At 56.9% G+C, this 18357-nt stretch carries 21 protein-coding genes and 1 pseudogene; 10 read left to right on the plus strand and 12 right to left on the minus strand.

Annotated features, from left to right (window positions below; genetic code table 11):
- Positions 1-39: 39 nt before the first annotated feature.
- Both ACR0JX_RS05850 and ygfZ read right to left on the minus strand, forming a co-directional pair.
- Positions 40-981 carry an ABC transporter transmembrane domain-containing protein gene (locus ACR0JX_RS05850; RefSeq protein WP_480542211.1) on the minus strand — a complete coding sequence of 314 codons (942 nt, stop codon included), beginning with the start codon at positions 979-981 and terminating at the stop codon, positions 40-42.
- Positions 982-1092: 111 nt separating this feature from the next.
- Positions 1093-1830, minus strand: coding sequence for a CAF17-like 4Fe-4S cluster assembly/insertion protein YgfZ (gene ygfZ / locus ACR0JX_RS05855; protein ID WP_480542213.1), 738 nt, complete (start codon positions 1828-1830; stop codon positions 1093-1095).
- A 73-nt stretch (positions 1831-1903) separates the two neighbouring features.
- Between ygfZ and ACR0JX_RS05860 the strand changes: the two genes are divergently transcribed.
- Complete coding sequence (locus ACR0JX_RS05860) at positions 1904-2578, plus strand: TIGR04283 family arsenosugar biosynthesis glycosyltransferase (RefSeq protein ID WP_480542215.1); 675 nt, start codon at positions 1904-1906, stop codon at positions 2576-2578.
- Between the two features lie 7 nt (positions 2579-2585).
- Here the strand turns inward: ACR0JX_RS05860 and ACR0JX_RS05865 are convergent.
- A pseudogene (locus ACR0JX_RS05865) lies at positions 2586-3332 on the minus strand (hypothetical protein); the annotation flags it as partial.
- A gap of 187 nt (positions 3333-3519) precedes the next feature.
- Here ACR0JX_RS05865 and ACR0JX_RS05870 point away from each other — a divergent pair.
- The gene (locus ACR0JX_RS05870; protein ID WP_480542217.1) at positions 3520-4359 is read left to right on the plus strand and encodes an EamA family transporter; all 840 of its coding nucleotides are present in this window, start codon (positions 3520-3522) and stop codon (positions 4357-4359) included.
- Between the two features lie 155 nt (positions 4360-4514).
- Here the strand turns inward: ACR0JX_RS05870 and ACR0JX_RS05875 are convergent, their stop codons facing one another.
- From ACR0JX_RS05875 to ACR0JX_RS05890, 4 genes are all read right to left on the minus strand, one after another.
- Positions 4515-4937, minus strand: coding sequence for a hypothetical protein (locus tag ACR0JX_RS05875; protein WP_480542219.1), 423 nt, complete (start codon positions 4935-4937; stop codon positions 4515-4517).
- Positions 4934-5449 carry a hypothetical protein gene (locus tag ACR0JX_RS05880; RefSeq protein WP_480542221.1) on the minus strand — a complete coding sequence of 172 codons (516 nt, stop codon included), beginning with the start codon at positions 5447-5449 and terminating at the stop codon, positions 4934-4936. The genes ACR0JX_RS05875 and ACR0JX_RS05880 overlap by 4 nt, the downstream gene beginning before the upstream one ends.
- 8 nt (positions 5450-5457) lie before the next feature.
- Positions 5458-7416, minus strand: coding sequence for a DNA topoisomerase IV subunit B (gene parE, locus ACR0JX_RS05885; protein ID WP_480542223.1), 1959 nt, complete (start codon positions 7414-7416; stop codon positions 5458-5460).
- A gap of 160 nt (positions 7417-7576) precedes the next feature.
- Positions 7577-8569 (minus strand): Hint domain-containing protein, encoded by a 993-nt coding sequence (locus ACR0JX_RS05890; RefSeq protein ID WP_480542225.1) that lies wholly within the window; start codon positions 8567-8569, stop codon positions 7577-7579.
- A 168-nt stretch (positions 8570-8737) separates the two neighbouring features.
- On the opposite strand from ACR0JX_RS05890, the gene ACR0JX_RS05895 reads away from it, so the two are divergent.
- Positions 8738-9346 (plus strand): carboxymuconolactone decarboxylase family protein, encoded by a 609-nt coding sequence (locus ACR0JX_RS05895; protein WP_480542227.1) that lies wholly within the window; start codon positions 8738-8740, stop codon positions 9344-9346.
- A 4-nt stretch (positions 9347-9350) separates the two neighbouring features.
- On the opposite strand, the gene ACR0JX_RS05900 is transcribed toward ACR0JX_RS05895, so the two are convergent.
- Complete coding sequence (locus tag ACR0JX_RS05900; RefSeq protein WP_480542229.1) at positions 9351-10226, minus strand: alpha/beta fold hydrolase; 876 nt, start codon at positions 10224-10226, stop codon at positions 9351-9353.
- A gap of 123 nt (positions 10227-10349) precedes the next feature.
- Here ACR0JX_RS05900 and ppk2 point away from each other — a divergent pair, with 123 nt between their 5' ends.
- Both ppk2 and ACR0JX_RS05910 read left to right on the plus strand, forming a co-directional pair.
- Positions 10350-11270 (plus strand): polyphosphate kinase 2, encoded by a 921-nt coding sequence (ppk2, locus tag ACR0JX_RS05905; protein ID WP_480542231.1) that lies wholly within the window; start codon positions 10350-10352, stop codon positions 11268-11270.
- A 122-nt stretch (positions 11271-11392) separates the two neighbouring features.
- A complete protein-coding gene (locus tag ACR0JX_RS05910) occupies positions 11393-12757 on the plus strand; it encodes an MATE family efflux transporter (protein WP_480542980.1) in 1365 nt (454 codons plus the stop codon).
- Positions 12758-12760: 3 nt separating this feature from the next.
- On the opposite strand, the gene ACR0JX_RS05915 is transcribed toward ACR0JX_RS05910, so the two are convergent.
- Positions 12761-13162, minus strand: a complete 402-nt coding sequence (locus ACR0JX_RS05915) for a hypothetical protein (RefSeq protein WP_480542233.1) — start codon at positions 13160-13162, stop codon at positions 12761-12763.
- Between the two features lie 12 nt (positions 13163-13174).
- On the minus strand, positions 13175-14377 hold the full coding sequence (locus tag ACR0JX_RS05920; RefSeq protein WP_480542982.1) for a pyridoxal phosphate-dependent aminotransferase: 1203 nt from the start codon (positions 14375-14377) through the stop codon (positions 13175-13177).
- A 90-nt stretch (positions 14378-14467) separates the two neighbouring features.
- Between ACR0JX_RS05920 and ACR0JX_RS05925 the strand changes: the two genes are divergently transcribed.
- The 3 genes from ACR0JX_RS05925 (at position 14468) to ACR0JX_RS05935 (ending at position 15690) form a co-directional block, all read left to right on the plus strand.
- Positions 14468-14860 (plus strand): helix-turn-helix domain-containing protein, encoded by a 393-nt coding sequence (locus tag ACR0JX_RS05925; RefSeq protein ID WP_480542235.1) that lies wholly within the window; start codon positions 14468-14470, stop codon positions 14858-14860.
- Complete coding sequence (locus tag ACR0JX_RS05930; RefSeq protein WP_480542237.1) at positions 14857-15114, plus strand: succinate dehydrogenase assembly factor 2; 258 nt, start codon at positions 14857-14859, stop codon at positions 15112-15114. The genes ACR0JX_RS05925 and ACR0JX_RS05930 overlap by 4 nt, the downstream gene beginning before the upstream one ends.
- A 78-nt stretch (positions 15115-15192) precedes the next feature.
- Entirely contained in the window at positions 15193-15690 is a 498-nt protein-coding gene (locus tag ACR0JX_RS05935; RefSeq protein WP_480542239.1) for a MarR family winged helix-turn-helix transcriptional regulator, read from the plus strand.
- Here the strand turns inward: ACR0JX_RS05935 and ACR0JX_RS05940 are convergent.
- Both ACR0JX_RS05940 and ACR0JX_RS05945 read right to left on the minus strand, forming a co-directional pair.
- Positions 15629-16432: a DUF1194 domain-containing protein gene (locus tag ACR0JX_RS05940; RefSeq protein WP_480542241.1), complete on the minus strand. Its 804-nt coding sequence runs from the start codon at positions 16430-16432 to the stop codon at positions 15629-15631. The two genes, ACR0JX_RS05935 and ACR0JX_RS05940, sit on opposite strands and share 62 nt — an antisense overlap.
- The gene (locus tag ACR0JX_RS05945; RefSeq protein ID WP_480542242.1) at positions 16429-16857 is read right to left on the minus strand and encodes a VOC family protein; all 429 of its coding nucleotides are present in this window, start codon (positions 16855-16857) and stop codon (positions 16429-16431) included. Before ACR0JX_RS05945 ends, ACR0JX_RS05940 begins: the two co-directional genes overlap by 4 nt.
- A gap of 176 nt (positions 16858-17033) precedes the next feature.
- Between ACR0JX_RS05945 and thyX the strand changes: the two genes are divergently transcribed.
- Positions 17034-17945, plus strand: coding sequence for an FAD-dependent thymidylate synthase (gene thyX / locus ACR0JX_RS05950; protein ID WP_480542244.1), 912 nt, complete (start codon positions 17034-17036; stop codon positions 17943-17945).
- Positions 17946-18001: 56 nt separating this feature from the next.
- Entirely contained in the window at positions 18002-18310 is a 309-nt protein-coding gene (locus ACR0JX_RS05955; RefSeq protein WP_480542246.1) for a hypothetical protein, read from the plus strand.
- Positions 18311-18357 lie beyond the last annotated feature (47 nt).

Raw genomic sequence — 18357 nt, forward strand, 5'->3', positions numbered from 1 at the left:
CCCAAAAGACTGCGCAAGCACCCGCTGCGCGGTCTTTTCTTATGGTTTGTGTATCCGACGATAGTGCGACGGGTCAGGGCCGAACAACTCAAGCATCAGCTCATACTTGATACGGTTCGCACTAACTTGCCGGTAGAAGGCGATCAGGAACGACGTTGGCCCCTGAATTCGGCTGAGGCCACTGGTGGCGGCCACCACGGTGCCCACATCGGTTCGGCCCTGAAGCACCAACCAGCCGCCCAGCATCAGAACGCCGACAGTACCTGCACCGTTGATGACGCTCAGGAGAAATTTGGCTGATAGTTTCCACAGAAACATTCGCCGCCGCGTTTCATATATGTCGTCAAACATCGCGTTGATATCGTGTTCGGCCGCTTTCAAATCATCAGTGGTCAGAGTGTCAGTGGCCTGTCGCAGAACACGGACACGTTCAGCGACAAAGATGTTCACTTTTCGTTGCGACATCAAGACGATAACGATTTGTGGCACGATCATCGAAAACGCAATCATTCCAAGCCCCGGTTGGGTAGAGGAGATATAGCCGATCACGCTGATCAGGGTGCCGATCTGCACCACAGGATCCGAGAACGCACCACCTGCAAATTTCCCGAGCTCCTCGGCCTCGGCCGATATCGCGGTGCTCATTGCACCCTTGCGGAGGGTTTCACCTGATGAATTCAAATCAGTCGAACGCCACAGAAGGCGCTGGCGGATCAGGCGGATCAGGTCCTCACCCAGGGTTCCGGCACGATACCCCAAGACCCATTTCAGAGCGAGGCTCATAAGGATGACGCCCATCATCCCAAGGCCCAAGAGAACCAGTCGTTCGATCCCCACATCGGTCGAGGTCAGGTGGTTTATGATGTCACGCTGAAACTCAAGCGGAACCGCGGCCAGTGCAGCAACAGCCAGTGACAGTACGATTAGAATAATCTGCCGTCCGGCGCTTGCGCGCCAGATTGCGGTGTAGAGCTTTAGCATGACGGCACCCGGATGGTTTCGACGCCCTCAGTTTGGCAGTGCGGGACAGCAGATCAAACCTGTCCGCGGCTGAGCCGCGTTCAAGCGTAACGCATCGGCAACAGCGCGGGTCTAGTCGGCGCGTGTGATCACTGCACCCTCGGCACGCATTTCGCCTTTGGCACGATCGAAGCGCAGATGTGCGATCCCATGCGCCCCGGATTGAGTGAACAGAGTCCCCGCCGGTTTCCCGTCAGCTTTGATCTCGGTTCCTGCCGGCGCGCTACCTTCAACCCGAACCCGGCACAGTCCTTTGCGTAGCTCGGTCTTGTGTTTCATCCGGGCGGTAACCTCTTGCCCGACATAGCAGCCTTTTTTGAAATCCACGCCGTTCAGGTCTTCGAAACGCGACTCAAGGATGTAGCTGTCCGGATGCAGTTCTATCCCGCTTTCGGGAATACAATGTCGCACACGGATGGCATCCCAATCGGTCCCGTCATCACCTTCGGGCCCATCGGTGTAAACGCGCCAGCCCATGTCCGCATCGCGCGGATCGGGCAGGGCGCCTTCGGGCGCAGGCCCCGTGCCACGCTGGAGGTTCAAGCCCGCGGGCTCAATCGCCACATCTGCCCGCAGCTTGTACATGCCCAGCCGTTTTGCCAGCCCGTCGCCCAATTCTTCCGCAACGTCCAGCAGTACGGCGTCACCGTCTCGCTTGAGAAAGAAATCAGCCAGATACTTGCCCTGAGGGTTCAGCAGCGCCGCATAGACCAGCCCGGCCTCCAGTCCACCAATATCGTTGGTGATCAGATCCTGCAAAAAACTCTCGGTATCCGAGCCGGTCAGGCGCAGGATGCGGCGATTGGGCATGGCAGGGTCCTCGTCATTTGCTCTGGCCTCGTGATATAGGAAGTTCTACTGCCAAGACCAGAGGTTATCAGCTGTGCCCGCGCCGATCAGCATCGTGATCCCAACATTGAATGCAGAACCAACGCTGCCCGCTTGTTTGCAGGCCCTGATGGAGGGGCTGCATGCGGGCCTGATCCGCGAGTTGATCATAAGCGATGGTGGCTCGACCGATCTAACACCGGAGATCGCTGAAGAAGCCGGGGCAGAGCTGGTCGACGGACCCGCCTCGCGCGGGGGACAGTTACGGCGTGGCTGTGCCCTGGCCAGGGGTGATTGGGTGTTGATTTTGCACGCCGATACTGTGCTGGAACCAGGTTGGACGAAACCCGTGGTGGACCATCTGGCTTTACAATCCCCTGCGGCGTTTCGGCTGTCATTTCGCGCCAAGGGATTGGCCCCGCGCTGGGTCGCCGGTTGGGCCAACCTGCGCAGCGGCTTGTTCAGCTTGCCTTATGGCGATCAGGGTTTGTTGGTTCCGCGCGATGTCTATCTGCGTGCCGGAGGCTATAAGGACCAGCCATTGATGGAGGATGTGGCCCTTGCGCGCACACTGCCTCGGATCACGCTGCTGGAGGCGCGCGCCGTCACGAGTGCGGAGCGTTATGTGCAGGCGGGCTGGCTGCGGCGGGGGGCTCGGAATCTGTGGACCCTGGCGCGCTATCTTCTTGGGGCTGATCCGGAACATCTTGCTCAAATGTATCGGCGCTAAAGGAAGTGCGCAGTTCGACAATCGATTTGCCCAGCCTGAAGGGCGCGGCAAAGCTGACCAGACATAACGCAACGATCTGGAGCACCAGAATATGCGCGTTGGACTGCAGATATTCCCATTCGTCCTTCAACTTGCCGACCTGCTCGATCAATTCGTCATAGCTTTGGGCCAAAATCAGGTAGTCCCCTGCAATCGCGGGCACTTTGCGGCGCATGTTGTCAATCGCGGTCTGTGTGTCGTCGTCCAATGATGTGAAAACCAGGAACTGATCGATGTTGAACGCATCTGCCTTGGCTGACATCTGCTCCATCTCATCCTTCTCTTGCCGGCCAAACAGGAAATGCAGCCCTTGCAGCGGGGCGACCTCATTTGTGACCTCAATGAACAGCGGCAGGTCGGCATTGCTGGCGGTGGAGGCCGACAGAAACTCGACCTTTTCGCACAGAACGCCCGTGTCGGGGTCATAGGCCGGATCGCAGAACCGCAACCTGAAGCGCGCTGCATCGCGATCAAAGGCCGATGAGGCCGCATAGGCCACATCAATCTGCCGATCCAGACGAGAGCTATCGGCCGTATAAAGACCCGCCAGAACAGCGACCAAAGCACCGATACCGCCCAGCACGACCCAGACCAGATCAGCCAGTTTCCACGCCCGGTGACCTGCGGGTTTGCGGAACAGAAAGCCGGTTCCGACCAGTCCCAACACAAAGAACAGGATCAGAAGTGGTAATTGGTTCTCGGCCACGAAGTTCATGACCCCAAGTTTAGGCGCTGCGATGGTCCATGCAACCGGGATCACGCGCAGTTGTTTCGAAGATGCGAAACGCAAATGCATGTGCGAAACCACACGGGATCGAATTCCGGATTGAGATTGAACGCCTCCTGTGCAACCTGCTTAATTGACCCAATCAGGGCCAAGACACAGCGCGGAAGGCACAAGCGTGACCCTGTTTGTCATCCTCATCATTCTTACTGCGGCTTTGCTGCATGCGGTCTGGAACGCCATAGTCAAAACGGCCGCAGACCGGACGACGACGCTGGGCCTTGTGGCGTTTGGGCATGTCATCCCGGCCTCAGTGATGATCCTGTTGTTGCCGCTTCCGAGCGCTGAGAGCTTCATCTACATCGCGCTCTCGACCGTTGTTCATTTCGGCTATTACTTCATGCTGGGCAAAGCCTATCAGCACGGCGACCTCAGCGTCGTTTACCCCATCGCACGGGGCATCGTGCCCGCGCTGGTTTCGCTCTGGGCCATGGTGCTGGTGGGTGAGGTTCTGCCCCTGCAAGCCTGGGGTGGGATCGCCCTGATCGCGCTGGGCATTCAACTGAGCAGTTGGAGCGCCCTGCGATCCGGGGTCGGGCGCAGCGCGCTGGGTTTTGCGCTGGGCACGGGGTTCTGCATCTCGATCTATTCGGTGGTCGATGGGATAGGCGTGCGTTTGTCGGGCAATACGCTCAGCTACTGGGCCTGGGGCGCGTTCCTGCACCTGTTCATCGCGGGGTTTGTGGGGGTGCGCAAGCGAGACACGCTGGCGGCGCTGCCCGCCAAGGTCTGGATGATCGGCATCCTTGGAGGGTTTGTGTCGATGACGGCCTATGGTCTGGTGCTGTATGCCAAGAACTTTGCGCCTTTGGGGGCCGTGTCGGCCTTGCGCGAAACCTCGGTGATCTTCGCGGCGTTGATTGGGTTTGTGTTTTTGCACGAGGGCAACTGGATGCGCCGATTGGGCGCGGCGGTGCTGATGGCGGGCGGAGTGGCCCTGATCGGGCTGGCGGTGTGAGGGGAATGCCGGGCTGAAGTCCGGCCTAGGGATTGCGGAGGCGTCCCAAGCTATCCATCCAATGCTTGATGCGGAGCATCAAGCACGCGCCCGACCCGCCCCCATGGCCGGGCGCGAAGATCGTATTGAGGTCGGGCGGATGCTTTCAATTCACGCTAATCGGTTTGCATCAAACTTTGGGACTGCCCGATCAGGCCGCTTTGCGTCGCCTCCATTTTCTCAGGAAGGCCGACAAATGGAGCGTTGATTAGGTACGGAAATATCTCGGGAGACCTAAATAGAACAGTGTCGCGCTTCCAATGTAACGAGAAAATCTTTGCTTCGCTGCTGGGCAAATCAACTGTTCTTGGTTCGCCCCAACCAGTGTAAATAAACACCCAGTCTCCAGGTTTAACAAAACCGCGACCCAGCCAGAACAAATTGTCATTTATCGGAAATATCTCATTTGATGATTGGCGAACGCCCAATCCCAACCAGTAGTGACCTAAGTCGCAATAGTCTTGAACACGAATTGAAACACCTTCCTTGCCACCTACTCCGCGGTCAAATACATCAATGATTTTAAGAGGCTCAATCATCGATCGGTCTCCGGAAGTAGAATTAGCGGTGAGAAAAACCCGATCAAGAAACACACGCAGCCGAGTCCAAATGTGATCTTGCCATGTGTTTGCTCAATGTTGTCTATGCCAAGGCTTATGAGCACCGTTGCAATGGCATAAATCCCAGCCATAAGCCAAGATGCCCTGCTAAGCTGTCTAGTTTGAAGCCTAGAGGTCGCGTTCTTAGTTTTTAGATCAGCTATCTCATCGCGAGCTTCATCCAGCTGACTACACCTTTGAGTAAGTTCGTTTTTTAGTTCTAAGTTATTGTGTTCCAATTGACGGTAAGCCGCAACTGTGAGTTGAGTTCCTATTTTTCCACCAAAGGTGTTTGACCCGTCCGCAGAAAGCGCATTTAGTTGTTCCCCAAATGGGCCCTGTCTAAAGGAAGCTTCGGTTACAGGAAGATGCGTTTGGGCGTCGTTACTCTGTCGGTTTGGTTCGACGCCGCCTTCGGTAGGGCTAATCTTCGGTGGCTGCTTGTTCGACATTAAATTCCTCAAACATCCAACTCCTCCACAAACCGCGCGTTCTCCTGAATATACTGGAACCGCAGTTCGGGTTTTTTGCCCATCAGGCGCTCGACCAGGTCGCCGGTCTCGCCGGGTTCGTCCTCATCAATGGTGACGCGGATCAGTTTGCGTGAGGCGGGATCCATCGTGGTCTCTTTCAGGTCCTTGGCGTCCATTTCGCCCAGACCCTTGAAGCGCGAGACGTCGATTTTGCCTTTGCCGCCCAGACCTTTTTCCAGCCATTCGTCGCGCTCGGCCTCGTCCAGACAGTAGACGCGTTTGGCGCCTTGCGTTAGGCGGTAGAGGGGCGGGCAGGCCAGATACAGGTGGCCCGCGTCGATCATGGGCCGCATCTGGGTGAAGAAGAACGTCATCAGCAGCGAGGCGATATGCGCCCCGTCCACGTCCGCGTCGGTCATGATGATGATCTTGTCATAGCGCAGATCGTCGACGTTGAACTTGGTGCCAAGACCCACACCCAGTGCCTGCGTCAGGTCGTTGATCTCGGCATTGGTGCCCAGTTTCGAACTGGCCGCGCCCAGCACGTTCAGGATCTTGCCGCGCAGGGGCAGCAGGGCCTGCGTTTTGCGGTCTCGGCCCATTTTGGCAGATCCGCCCGCAGAATCGCCTTCGACGATGAATAATTCCGTTCCGTCGCGTGTTGAACTACTACAGTCCACCAACTTGCCGGGGAGACGAAGTTTCTTAGTGGCGGACTTGCGTTGTGTTTCCTTCTCGGCCCGTCGGCGCAGGCGTTCCTCAGCCCTCAGGATGAGGAAATCCAGGATCGCGCCGGCGGATTTCGTGTCCGCGGCCAACCAGTTATCGAAATGGTCGCGGACAGAATTCTCGACCAGCCGTTGTGCCTCGACCGTGGCAAGGCGATCCTTGGTCTGGCCCACAAATTCTGGTTCTGAGATAAAACAGGACACCAGCGCGCAGCCGCCGGTGATCAGATCGTCGCGCGTGATCTGGCCGGCCTTCTTGTTGTTGATCAGCTCACCGTAAGCCTTGATCCCCTTGAGGACCGCCGCCCAGAACCCCGCAACATGTGTTCCACCCTCGGGCGTTGGCACGGTGTTACAGTAGGACTGGATGAACCCATCGCGCGAGGGTGTCCAGTTGATCGCCCATTCGACCTTGCCGGGGGTGCCGAATTTTTCCTGAAAGTCCACGGTGCCCGCAAAGGGCTGCTCCGCATAGGTGGACGAGCCGTTCATCGTTTCCTTGAGGTAATCGGACAGGCCGCCGGGGAAGTGGAACGTGGCTTCGGTCGGCGTTTCGCCGTCATCAATGGCAGATTTCCAGCGGATTTCCACGCCCGAGAACAGATAGGCCTTGGAGCGGATGGATTTGAACAGCCGGGCCGGTTTGAACTTGTGATGGCCGAAGATCTCGGCATCGGCGTGGAAGGTGACAGTTGTGCCGCGTCGGTTGGGGGCCGCGCCGACCTTTTCGACGGGGCCAAGGGGAATGCCGCGTGAAAAGCGTTGTTCAAACAGCGTCTTGTCGCGGGCCACCTGAACGACCATGGAATCCGACAGCGCGTTGACCACCGAAGCCCCCACGCCGTGCAGACCGCCCGAAGTCTGGTAGGCCTTGCCCGAAAACTTACCGCCCGCATGCAGGGTACACAGGATGACCTCCAACGCCGATTTGTCGGGGAATTTGGGGTGCGGATCGATCGGAATGCCGCGCCCGTTGTCGCGCACGGTCAGGGCGTAATCGGCGTGCAGCTCAACCTCAATTCGGTTCGCGTGGCCTGCGACCGCCTCATCCATCGAGTTGTCCAGGATTTCGGCCACCATATGGTGCAAAGCACGCTCATCGGTGCCGCCGATATACATGCCGGGGCGTTTGCGAACAGGTTCCAGCCCTTCCAGCACCTCGATCGAGGAGGCGTCATAGGTGGTGGTTGCTTCGGGCGTCAACAGATCGTCGGGCATGGGTGCTGCTCTTGTTCTTGGGTTTCCCCCATTATGGCAGGGGATGTGGTTCGGGGGAAGAGGGCCACGAGGTGTTGTGTGCAATTTGCGCGCTTCAATTGCCCTGTCATGCCGTTTTGCAGCAACAGGGCCGCGTTCGCGGACCGAGCAAGTTAAACCGCTAAAAGGCGATGGGAATTCCGGTCGGGGCACGAAGTGTGGTGTGCAACATCTGCACTTCCCGCGGTTTCAAAACCGGAAGGACCGTTTCGCCGAATGGCCCATCGCGGGACATCAGTTCGGGAAACAGTTCAAAGAGCTCTCGCTTGGTTTCGCGGGCCATCGCATCCAGGCTGGTGTCCCCGGGGAAAAAGGTTTCAGACCAAAGGCCTTCGACCTGCACCAGCTCATGTTGGTCAAACAGGATATGGATATACTCGATGTCTTGATCTGGCGGGTCCTGCGTAACAGATTGCCCGTCAACAAGCCCTTTGGCCGGCGCAAGCATCACCCTATCTCCAAAATACAGTTGCATCTGGTGTGAGGACACTACGATCCGATGCTGCGGGGAAACCAGCAGGTCGCGCGCAGGGCATCCCGGCGATAAACTGTCTTTACCTATGCGGATCGGGCAGAATCTTGGGGATTGCCTCAACTCAGCCGAGGAGAGACGCCGCCGACCGATCCAGCGCACAGGACGGCTGCTGCCATCTGCGACGATGACGGGGTCTCCGGGCCTGAGGGTTTCAATGCGCCGTTCGCCGTATGGGGTCAGGATCAAAGATCCGGCGGTAAAGCAGACAAAGGAGGGCAGTGTGTCGTAGTCAACGGGCGGAGCGGTGACGATGGTGTTGTTGGTGTTTGCGATTGTATCGCCAACATTTGCCGTACCAGAGGTGACGATGATGTATTGCGGATTCGAAAACTGAAGCAGCGTGAACGTGACGGGTGAACCGCCGACGGTGCCACTATAGGTCTCGAAGGTCTGAAAGTTGGTCGAGTTGCCTATAAAGCCGGGGACGCCTGAAACATCCAGCTGAGGGCCACCATCGGCATCGGGATCTTCCAAGGTGTCGTCATTGTCGATGACTGCCACTTGAAACGCGTTCAGGACGGTAACGTTGGTCGAGCTCAGCGGGTCGACATTAATTTCGAGTATCGTGACAAACTTCATCTGATTTACTCGCGATAAACAACTTTAATGAAAGTATAAATTCATCATACACGAAATAGGTGCAGAAGCATAATGATGTTCAATACAAGCGCAGCGAATTCCGGTTTCTCTCGATAGCTCAGAGATTTACGAGTAACCTGCAGGCGGGATCAACTAGGCAGGACGAATATGAGCTGGATCAAAACCGTACCGTTTGAGCGGGCTACAGGGCGGCTGCGAAAACTCTATGACCGGGTGATCGGACCGAACAACAACGTGGATAACATCATGATGGTGCATTCCCTGCGCCCGCATTCGATGGAAGGCCATATGGCGATCTACAAGACCGTGTTGCATCATTCCGGAAACACGGTTCCAAAGTGGTTTCTTGAGGTTTTGGGCGTTTGGGTCAGTTCTCTCAATCGCTGTGGTTATTGCGTTGAACATCATTTCAGCGGTTTGCAGCGGCTGTTGCGCGATACGCCGCGCGGCGATGCCTTCCGTGCAGCGATTGAGGCGCGGCGTCCCGAAGATGCGCCTTTGGACCCGGCTCAGATTGCTGCGATGCACTATGCCAGAAAGCTGACCGAAGCGCCGGGGGACATAGTCGAAGCGGATGTGATTGCCCTGCGCGATGCCGGGTGGAAGGATGGTGAAATCCTAGAAATCAATCAGGTTTGCGCTTACTTCTCTTACGCCAACCGGACGGTTTTGGGGCTGGGCTGCTCGACCCAAGGGGATGTTCTAGGGCTGTCGCCAAACAATTCGGATGACCCCGAAGATTGGGGCCATACTTAGGGGCTTAGTCTGCGATCCAATCTAGTATGGCTTGGGCGACAACCTTGGGCCGCTGGTGATGCAGCCAGTGATCGGTGCCGGAGATATCGATGCGGGTCAGGTCATGGGCAAAGGTCTCAAGCCCAGCCGTGGATTCGGGTAACAGCGCTTTGTCATCCGATCCCCAAAGCAACAGATGTGGACATTGAACCTGCAAGCGATCCAGGGGCAGTTCGGGCAGGTCAGTGCGCGGTTCTCCTGGGTTAGCGACCACAAGCGGTGAGGCGCGATACCAGTTCAGCATCGCCTCAAGCCGACCGGGGCGGGCCCATTCGGTGCGATAAACTTGCATCTGCGCATCAGACAACCAGTCCAACCCCATGCCGAACCGAAAGAAACGTTCCAGACGCGCGAAATGATTTGCGGAAAATCGCTGCGTTGCGTCGGGCGCACGTAGGTCGTTGATATAGGCTGAGGCTTTGGATTGCGCGCCACCTGCCGCCATGGCGCGTTGGAACGGCACGGGGTGGACGCCGTTTGCGATAATCAGCCGGCTGACCAGATCGGGGCGGAACATTGCCAGCCCATAGGCAACCGATGCGCCCCAATCGTGGCCTATGACACATATAGGACCGCCAAGTTGTTCGATCAAAGCCACCATATCTGACACCAACTGGGACAAGGTGTAGTTGCCAACACCTTCGGGGCACCAGCTTTGCCCGTAACCGCGCTGATCTGGGGCGATGCAATGAAAGTGGTGGATCAGGTGCGGGGCCAGATCGCTCCAAGCCCCGCCGAATTCCGGAAACCCATGCAACATCAGCAATGGAGGTTTGTCGCTTTCACCCCAGTGACGCAATAGGAAGGGGTGGCCGTTCAGGTCCGCGAATTCCGTATCCATTTCTACCCCAATTGTTGAACAGCGATAAGATGGGTTTTCCTCACATCTATTTGATGCCGATCAAAGCGCAATTCGACACTTTCTGCTAGCCGTGCAGGATCAACGAGGGAAAGGAAACACTGCATGGACGCCGTAGCAGCACGCAAAGAAAAGCAATCATCTGTTAAAATTGTCCCAAAGCCGGAGCAGGAGGCTGCTCGGCCCTGTCACGATAAAATCCGTCTGGCGTTCGAAAGCGGCAGATATCCTTACACACACAAGATGGCGCGCAAGGACTACGAGGCGCAGAAGGCTTTGTTGCAGGCGGAGCTTCTGAAAGTCCAACTTTGGGCCCAGGAAGCCGGGCAGCGGTTCGTGCTGCTATTCGAAGGGCGCGATGCGGCTGGCAAAGGCGGCACGATCAAGCGGTTCATGGAGCATTTGAACCCGCGGCAGGCGCGCGTTGTGGCTTTGAACAAACCCACCTGGGAAGAAAAAGGTCAGTGGTACTATCAACGCTATGTCCAGGAGTTGCCGACGGTCGGGGAAATGGTGTTCTATGATCGGTCTTGGTACAACCGGGCTGGGGTTGAGCGTGTGATGGGGTTTTGCTCGCCGAATGAATATCTGGAATTCATGCGCCAGACACCGGATCTGGAGCGGATGCTGGTCCGGTCAGGTATTCAGCTGTACAAATACTGGTTCTCGGTCACGCAGGATGAACAACAACGCCGGTTCAAAAGCCGCGAAACCGATCCGTTGAAACAGTGGAAGTTGTCGCCCATCGACAAGGCCAGCTTGAACAAATGGGACGACTATACCGAGGCGAAAGAAGCGATGTTCTTCTATACCGATACTGCCGATGCGCCCTGGACCATTGTCAAATCGAACGACAAGAAACGCGCGCGATTGAATTGCATGCGCCACTTTCTGGCGTCGCTTGACTACCCCGAGAAAAACGAAGCGATCGTTGGTGAGCCTGACCCGCTAATCGTCGGGCAGGCCCATCACGTGATTCACCAGTCCGAACATATTCTGGGCGCCTCGCTGCATCCCAACACGTGACCTTACAGAATTAAGTTTTGAGGTTGTGAAGCCCACAACCATGCGTCAGCGCATAAGTCTCATGACGATATTTATCTGATCCGCTCTTGCCCCGACTTCGGGCCGCGCATATGGCTGGTCGGATGAACAAGGTGATGACATATCCGGCCCATTTCAAGGCCATCGCTGTGCTGGGCTTGCCGTTGATCGGCGGGCATCTGGCACAGTTTGCGATCGGTTTGACCGATACTGTCATGCTGGGCTGGTACGGGGTCGAGGCCCTAGCGGCGGTGACACTGGCCAGCAGCTATTTCTTTGTTCTGTTCCTGTTTGGGGCCGGGTTTGGCTGGGCCGTGATGCCAATGGTTGCAACGGCCGCAGCGGAAGAGGATGAAACCAGTATCCGTCGCTCGACACGCATGGGGCTGTGGCTATCACTGCTTTATGCAGCGCTTGTTATGCCATTGCTGTGGTGGTCCTATCCGATCTTGATTGCCTTGAGGCAGGAGCCACAAGTGGCTGAAACTGCCGCGCAATACCTGCGCGTGGCGGGATGGGGGCTGTTCCCGGCGCTGTTGGTCATGGTGCTCAAATCCTACCTTGCGGCGCTGGAACGCACCCAGATTGTCCTGTGGATCACCGTTGTTGCTGCCCTTGTGAATGGCGTGACCAACTATGCCTTGATTTTCGGGAACTGGGCCGCGCCAGAGCTTGGGGTGATGGGCGCGGCCATTGCATCAGTGGTCACTCAGATTGTGTCGCTGGTCGCGGTTGTTGCCTATGCGGTTTACGTATTGCCTCAATACAACCTGTTCCAGCGCTTCTGGCGCCCGGATTGGGAGATGTTTGGAAGCGTTCTGCGCCTTGGTGTACCGATCGGATTGACAACGCTGGCCGAGGTCACACTGTTCGCCACTTCGGCGGTCATGATGGGATGGCTAGGTCAGGTGCCTCTGGCGGCGCATGGGATTGCGTTGAACCTCGCATCGGCCACTTTCATGGTGCATTTGGGTCTATCGAACGCGGCGACCATTCGGGCTGGAAATGCTTTGGGCCGTCGAGATCGTGCACATCTTGAAAAAGGCGCCATCGCAGTGACCATCATGTCACTGGTTATGTCCGTTTTGACGGTGATCCTGTTCCTCACCTGTGCCGAGCCTTTGATTTCCCTGTTTATGGAATCTGATGACCCACAGCGTGGCCAGATCCTGGCCATCGGAACTGGGTTGCTCGCCATGGCAGCGCTGTTTCAACTGGTCGATGGCGCTCAGGTCATTGCGCTTGGCCTGCTGCGTGGCTTGCAGGATGCCAAGATTCCTATGGTCATGGCCGGGCTGAGCTACTGGGTCGTTGGCCTGCCGTCTTCCTACTACTTTGGTTTTGTCCGAGGCATGGATGGAATTGGCGTTTGGATGGGTTTGGTTCTGGGGCTCGCATGTGCAGCTATACTGCTGATGGCGCGGTTCTGGATGCGATCCGTGCGTGAAGTGGGTGTTCCGGCTGAGTAACTGTTAGCCCTTTTCCAGTCGATCTGCCTTTTTCCGAACCAGCACAGATCGCAGATCGTGCATCGCCATCAAAAGCCGGTCAGTGACGTCTTCCAGTTGATCATCGGTGGCTTTGGACTGCGCCCATTGCGTTGTCAGGTTCAAATAGTCAACGGCCCGGTGAATGTCATCTATATCGCGCTGCGCCAGCAAGGCCTTGCGATCATCCATCCATCGCGCAATCTCAGCCTTGTCCGCATCTGTCAGGCTACGCTGACCATGTGGCTTGACCTCGCCGTTGCGGATGTTGATCACCGCAATCTGGTCCATCTCGATCCGCCGCTGGCGGTTTTCGGTGTCGACCTTGAACACAGCCGCACCATTCTCGCGGACACGAAAGTAGTATTCGGGCAGTTCGGCCGTCATGAAGGTCTCCGTTCAGGTCAGAGCCGCGCAAAAGCGCTGAATGCGGGTGCAGGCCTCTTTCAAGGCCTCATCTGAGGTCGCGTAGCTGACCCGGAAATTGGGTGACAGGCCAAATGCCGCGCCAAACACCACCGCGACGTCGGCGTCTTCCAGCAGAGCTGTTGCAAAGGCTTCGTCGTTTTCAATCACCGTCCCGGCAGGGGTTGTCTTGCCGATCAGTCCCGCGATGGACGGGTAAACATAAAAGGCACCTTCCGGGGTGGGGCAACTAATGCCGTCGATGGCGTTCAGCATATCGACAACCAGATCGCGGCGGCGTTTGAAGGTCACGTTATTGGGGGCCAGGAAATCCTGTGTACCGTTCAACGCTTCGACTGCGGCCCATTGGCTGATCGAACAGGGATTCGAGGTGGATTGCGACTGTACCTTGCGCATCGCCGCGATTAGGGCCTCAGGCCCGGCGGCATAGCCGATCCGCCACCCTGTCATGGCATAGGCCTTGGATACGCCATTGCAGGTAAGCGTGCGGTCATAAAGCTTGGGCTCGACTTGTGCAGGAGTGCAGAATTCAAACCCGTCATAGGCCAAATGTTCGTACATATCATCGGTCATCACCCAGACATGAGGGTGGCGCAACAAAACATCGGTAAGCTCTTTCAACTCCGCGTGGCTGTAACCCGCACCAGTCGGGTTCGACGGAGAGTTGAAGATCAGCCATTTTGTATTGGGTGTAATCGCCGCCTCAAGTTGATCGGCAGTCAGCTTGAAATTTGTCTGAAGCGAAGTTTCTGCAATCACCGGAGTTCCGCCCGCCAGCAGAACCATATCTGGATAGCTGACCCAGTAGGGGGCAGGAATGACGACCTCATCCCCCTCGTTCAGGGTTGCCATCAGCGCGTTATACAACGTCTGTTTGCCACCCGTACCCACCGAAACCTGTGCGGGAGTGTAGTCGAGCCCGTGATCACGTTTCATCTTGGCGCAGACGGCCTGTTTCAACTCGGGGATGCCGTCAGGTGCGGTGTATTTCGTTTTGCCCGCCGCTATGGCCGCAACAGCGGCGTCCTTGATGTTTTGGGGTGTGTCGAAATCCGGCTCACCTGCGCTCAGGCCGATGATGTCACGCCCGGCGGCTTTCAGCTCGGCCGCCTTGGCTGTCATCGCAATCGTTGGGGAAGGTTTGACGCGGGACAATGTCGCAGACAGGAAACTCATGGCGGCCTCGGTTTGTATGTTCAGCCTGACTGTCATAGGGTGCGCCCGAAGGACGATCAAGCGATATGAAATCGGAAAGCGGAGACCTGAATGAGCGACGAATACGATTGGTTTGGACCAGACGCGGCGACATTTGGGGATCGGTTGGCCGGCGCGCGAGAGGCTGCTGGGATGAACCAGGCGGAACTGGCCCGGAGGCTGGGTGTCAAGAAATCGACGATTGTTGATTGGGAAAATGACCTGTCCGAGCCGCGCGCAAACCGTCTGTCGATGATGGCGGGCATGGTGAACGTGTCGATCAGATGGTTGCTGACTGGCGAAGGCGAAGGCATGGACGCGCCCGTAGATGCAGATAGCAATAATCTGGATATTGCCGGAGCCGTCGCCGAGCTGCGCGCAATCCGCGGCGAAATGCGCGGCTGTTCGGAACGCGCCGCGCGGCTGGAAAAAAAGCTGCGGCTGATGCTGGAAGCAGGCCAATGACCGAGGCGCGCGATATTCGCATCAAACGCATGAAAATGCGGTCGATGCGGCGGGGTATCAAAGAGATGGACCTGATCCTGTCAGCCTATGCTGATCGTAATCTGGACACGATGGATGTGGCGGGTCTGGATCAGTATGATGCCTTACTGAACGAAAACGATCAGGACTTGTATCAATGGGTGACCGGGCAGGTCTCTCCTCCAGACGCGCTGTCCGACTTGATCTCTGACATCGCTCAGACCTTTCAAAAGTAAGGATAATTCCAGCTTAACTGATTTTTCGGGATTTCGGTTCATCGTGGCGGAAAGAACGCGACTGAATCGGAGGGTCGGATGAGTATGGAATTGCAGGTCTCGGCATCGGGCGCCAAAGGGTTCATGAATAGCTACCTTGAGGCGTTGGCGCTTGTCGAACGGCTGCACCGGCTGCTTTTGGACGTGATCAAAGATGAGTTCGAGCGGGTCGGCGTGCTGGAAATCAACGCCGTTCAGGCGCTGCTATTGTTCAATATCGGCGATCATGAAGTGACGGCGGGTGAGTTGAAAAGCCGTGGATACTATCAGGGCAGCAATGTCAGCTACAATCTGAAGAAACTGGTTGAAATGGGGTATATGCACCACCAGAGGTGCGAAATCGACCGTCGCTCTGTCCGGGTGCGGCTGACGCCACGCGGTCGGGATATCCGCGATATCGTATCTGAGCTTTTTGCGCGCCATGCGGACGGGTTGCAAAACCGTGGTGTGCTGGCGCAAGAGGGGATCGAAGATATTACTGGATCACTGCGCCGGGTTGAGCGGTATTGGACGGACCAGATACGCTATATCTACTGATACGCGACGATTTGTTTTCTGGCGGGTGCGTCAGACCATGTGCTGGGTTAGTCGAAGGAAGACCTCCGAGTTGTAAACCGCTGAGCTCGCGTTCCAGCTTTCGGCGCATAGCGCGCTCAAAATCCTCGAAACCCTGCGCTACTTCCAGAAACGCGCCCGGCCCGTGCAAAACATTGCTTTCGAAGAACGGGATCAGGAACAGCTCGCCTTCGAAATCGGCTGCGTTGATGACCAGTCCGTTGACCACGACATCACTGAACGGGAAGTGCCGATAGGCGTTTTGTGGGCCATAGCCGTCATTGTTCGATCCGTCCCCTGACAGATCAATGGTCTTGAATAGGCAAGGGGGGGCGCGTTCCAACAAGGCGGCGCCAAAGGCCAATGCGTATCCCATCGCAGTGGCGGATTGGGTGTCCGACCGCTTGGACTGGCTGATTTGTGTTGCGGCGGCCAGAACATCGCCACTGTTTTTGATCATCCGCCAATCCATGATGATATGTTGGACGGACCGTCCGCTCCATTCATAGACTGCAAGCGCGACGGGCATTGGCGACGAAAAGAAGGCGTCATGAACCTCGGGGGCGAGCAGGGCGGCCGCCAAGCCTTGCCGTTGCAGAGCGTCTTCTGCCTCGTCCACCGAAACAGAGATATCCAGCGCCAATGCCAGCGCCAGACGGCAGGGCTCTGCCTGAACGGGGCTGGCCAGGACGGCCAGACCTAGTGCTATAAGGGAGCGGATCACCAGTGCCCGGTACTTTCCATGCTGGCCCAGGGCTCTGCTGGTTCCAGCGCGTCGCCGTTTTGCAGCAACTCAACCGAGATATTGTCGGGCGAGCGGACAAAAGCCATGCGCCCGTCACGCGGTGGACGGTTGATGGCCACCCCATTGTCCTGAAGGTGCTGGCAGGTCGCATAGATATCGTCGACGCCGTAAGCCAGGTGGCCAAAGTGGCGGCTGTCACTTGGCAATGCGTCGTCACCATCCCAATTGTAAGTCAGCTCAATCGGTCGATCTTCTTGCCCCGGCGGTGCCATGAAAATGAGGGTGAAGCGGCCCTGTTCGCTTTCGTACCGGCGGGTTTCTTTCAGGCCAAGCAGTTCATAGAACGCCATGGATTTCTCAAGATCCTTCACGCGTACCATGGTGTGAAGATATGTCAGCCCCATCTCGGCAATCCTTCTATTGGAATGAGTTCGCCCTCAGCTTAGCGCGCTGCCGGGACGTGTCGAGGGGGCAGGGAACACAATTCCGAAAAACCGAGCATCAGGCCATATCCTGCGGTTCCAGCGGATGATCTGACGATATATAGTGGCTGGCGACTCAGTATCGAAAGGAAGTTTTCATGCCCCTGTCTGCCGACCAACAGGCCGAGATCGAAGCGCAGCGCGCGCAGTCGCATCAAACACGCCGTGTCGTTGCAACGGGGATGGAAGATCACCTGTATACTGCGCACCGGGTGCTGGACCATGGCTTTGTCCGCGTCATCGACTATATGGGCGATGATGCGGCCATCTGTCAGGCGGCACGCGTGTCTTATGGCAAGGGCACGAAGTCGGTTCAGAATGACGAAGGGCTGATCCGCTATCTGATGCGGCACTGGCATTCGACCCCGTTCGAGATGTGCGAGGTCAAGCTGCACGTTAAACTTCCGGTTTTTGTCGCGCGCCAGTGGATTCGCCACCGGACCGCCAATGTGAACGAATACTCGGCGCGCTATTCTATTCTGGATCGTGAGTTTTACATTCCCGCACCCGAGCATGTCGCCGCGCAATCCGAGGTGAACAATCAAGGCCGCGGATCGGCTTTGGAAGGGGAAGAGGCTGCTCGGGTTCTGGAAATGCTCAAGGCCGACAGCACCCGCTGCTATGACAATTATGAGGCGATGATCAGCCAGGACGGCCAGCAAGGGCTGGCGCGTGAACTGGCACGGATGAACTTGCCAGCCAATATCTACACGCAATGGTATTGGAAAGTTGATCTGCACAACCTGTTCCATTTCCTGCGCCTGCGCGCTGATCCACATGCGCAATACGAGATCCGGGTCTATGCCGATACTATGTGCAAGATCGTGGCCGATTGGGTGCCCTTTGCCTATCGGGCCTTCGAAGATTACCGCCTAGGTGCCGTGAACCTGTCAGCTCAGATGGTGGACAGCCTGCGCCGGATGCTGGCTGGCGAAAGCGTCACTCAGGAAAGCTCGGGCATGACAGCACGGGAATGGCGTGAGTTCGAGACCATTATCAAGGAAAACTGATTCAAAAGCATAGCATTTGTCTATACAAACCGTCATGAAACTGTTACTTTGGTTCCATGACCTATGTTTCGTTTTTTTCCGTACTTGGTCTGGTGTCGGCGCTGGCCGGACCGGCCATTGCCAAAAACCCAATTGCCGAAGTTCTGTGTGAACCGACACAAAGATTGCATGACAAGTTGCAGGCTCAGTTTCGCTCTGCCCGTATAGCAACGGGCATGCGCGGGCCTGAACAGATCATGGAGGTCTGGAGCAGTGATCGGGGCGACTGGACCATGGTTGTGACCTATGCCACCGGTACATCCTGCATCGTTGCGATGGGACAAGACTGGTATTCGCATACTGAGGATAAGCCAGCACGAGGATAGGGCATTTGCCGGATAGGGGGCGGGTGACGGCCGGAAATTGGCCGCCA

The sequence above is a fragment of the Ruegeria sp. AH7 genome (assembly GCF_056541325.1).

What these genes read in the sequence shown, in the direction of transcription:
- ACR0JX_RS05955 (WP_480542246.1), top strand. Translation starts at nt 18,002, where the DNA reads ATGACCTATGTTTCGTTTTTTTCCGTACTTGGTCTGGTGTCGGCGCTG.
- ACR0JX_RS05915 (WP_480542233.1), bottom strand. Translation starts at nt 13,162, where the DNA reads ATGACGGCCGAACTGCCCGAATACTACTTTCGTGTCCGCGAGAATGGT.
- ppk2 (WP_480542231.1), top strand. Translation starts at nt 10,350, where the DNA reads ATGGACGCCGTAGCAGCACGCAAAGAAAAGCAATCATCTGTTAAAATT.
- ACR0JX_RS05880 (WP_480542221.1), bottom strand. Translation starts at nt 5,449, where the DNA reads ATGTCGAACAAGCAGCCACCGAAGATTAGCCCTACCGAAGGCGGCGTC.
- ACR0JX_RS05925 (WP_480542235.1), top strand. Translation starts at nt 14,468, where the DNA reads ATGAGCGACGAATACGATTGGTTTGGACCAGACGCGGCGACATTTGGG.
- ACR0JX_RS05910 (WP_480542980.1), top strand. Translation starts at nt 11,393, where the DNA reads ATGAACAAGGTGATGACATATCCGGCCCATTTCAAGGCCATCGCTGTG.
- ACR0JX_RS05850 (WP_480542211.1), bottom strand. Translation starts at nt 981, where the DNA reads ATGCTAAAGCTCTACACCGCAATCTGGCGCGCAAGCGCCGGACGGCAG.
- parE (WP_480542223.1), bottom strand. Translation starts at nt 7,416, where the DNA reads ATGCCCGACGATCTGTTGACGCCCGAAGCAACCACCACCTATGACGCC.
- ACR0JX_RS05945 (WP_480542242.1), bottom strand. Translation starts at nt 16,857, where the DNA reads ATGGGGCTGACATATCTTCACACCATGGTACGCGTGAAGGATCTTGAG.
- ACR0JX_RS05895 (WP_480542227.1), top strand. Translation starts at nt 8,738, where the DNA reads ATGAGCTGGATCAAAACCGTACCGTTTGAGCGGGCTACAGGGCGGCTG.
- ACR0JX_RS05875 (WP_480542219.1), bottom strand. Translation starts at nt 4,937, where the DNA reads ATGATTGAGCCTCTTAAAATCATTGATGTATTTGACCGCGGAGTAGGT.
- ygfZ (WP_480542213.1), bottom strand. Translation starts at nt 1,830, where the DNA reads ATGCCCAATCGCCGCATCCTGCGCCTGACCGGCTCGGATACCGAGAGT.
- ACR0JX_RS05900 (WP_480542229.1), bottom strand. Translation starts at nt 10,226, where the DNA reads ATGGATACGGAATTCGCGGACCTGAACGGCCACCCCTTCCTATTGCGT.
- ACR0JX_RS05920 (WP_480542982.1), bottom strand. Translation starts at nt 14,377, where the DNA reads ATGAGTTTCCTGTCTGCGACATTGTCCCGCGTCAAACCTTCCCCAACG.
- ACR0JX_RS05890 (WP_480542225.1), bottom strand. Translation starts at nt 8,569, where the DNA reads ATGAAGTTTGTCACGATACTCGAAATTAATGTCGACCCGCTGAGCTCG.
- thyX (WP_480542244.1), top strand. Translation starts at nt 17,034, where the DNA reads ATGCCCCTGTCTGCCGACCAACAGGCCGAGATCGAAGCGCAGCGCGCG.
- ACR0JX_RS05935 (WP_480542239.1), top strand. Translation starts at nt 15,193, where the DNA reads ATGAGTATGGAATTGCAGGTCTCGGCATCGGGCGCCAAAGGGTTCATG.
- ACR0JX_RS05930 (WP_480542237.1), top strand. Translation starts at nt 14,857, where the DNA reads ATGACCGAGGCGCGCGATATTCGCATCAAACGCATGAAAATGCGGTCG.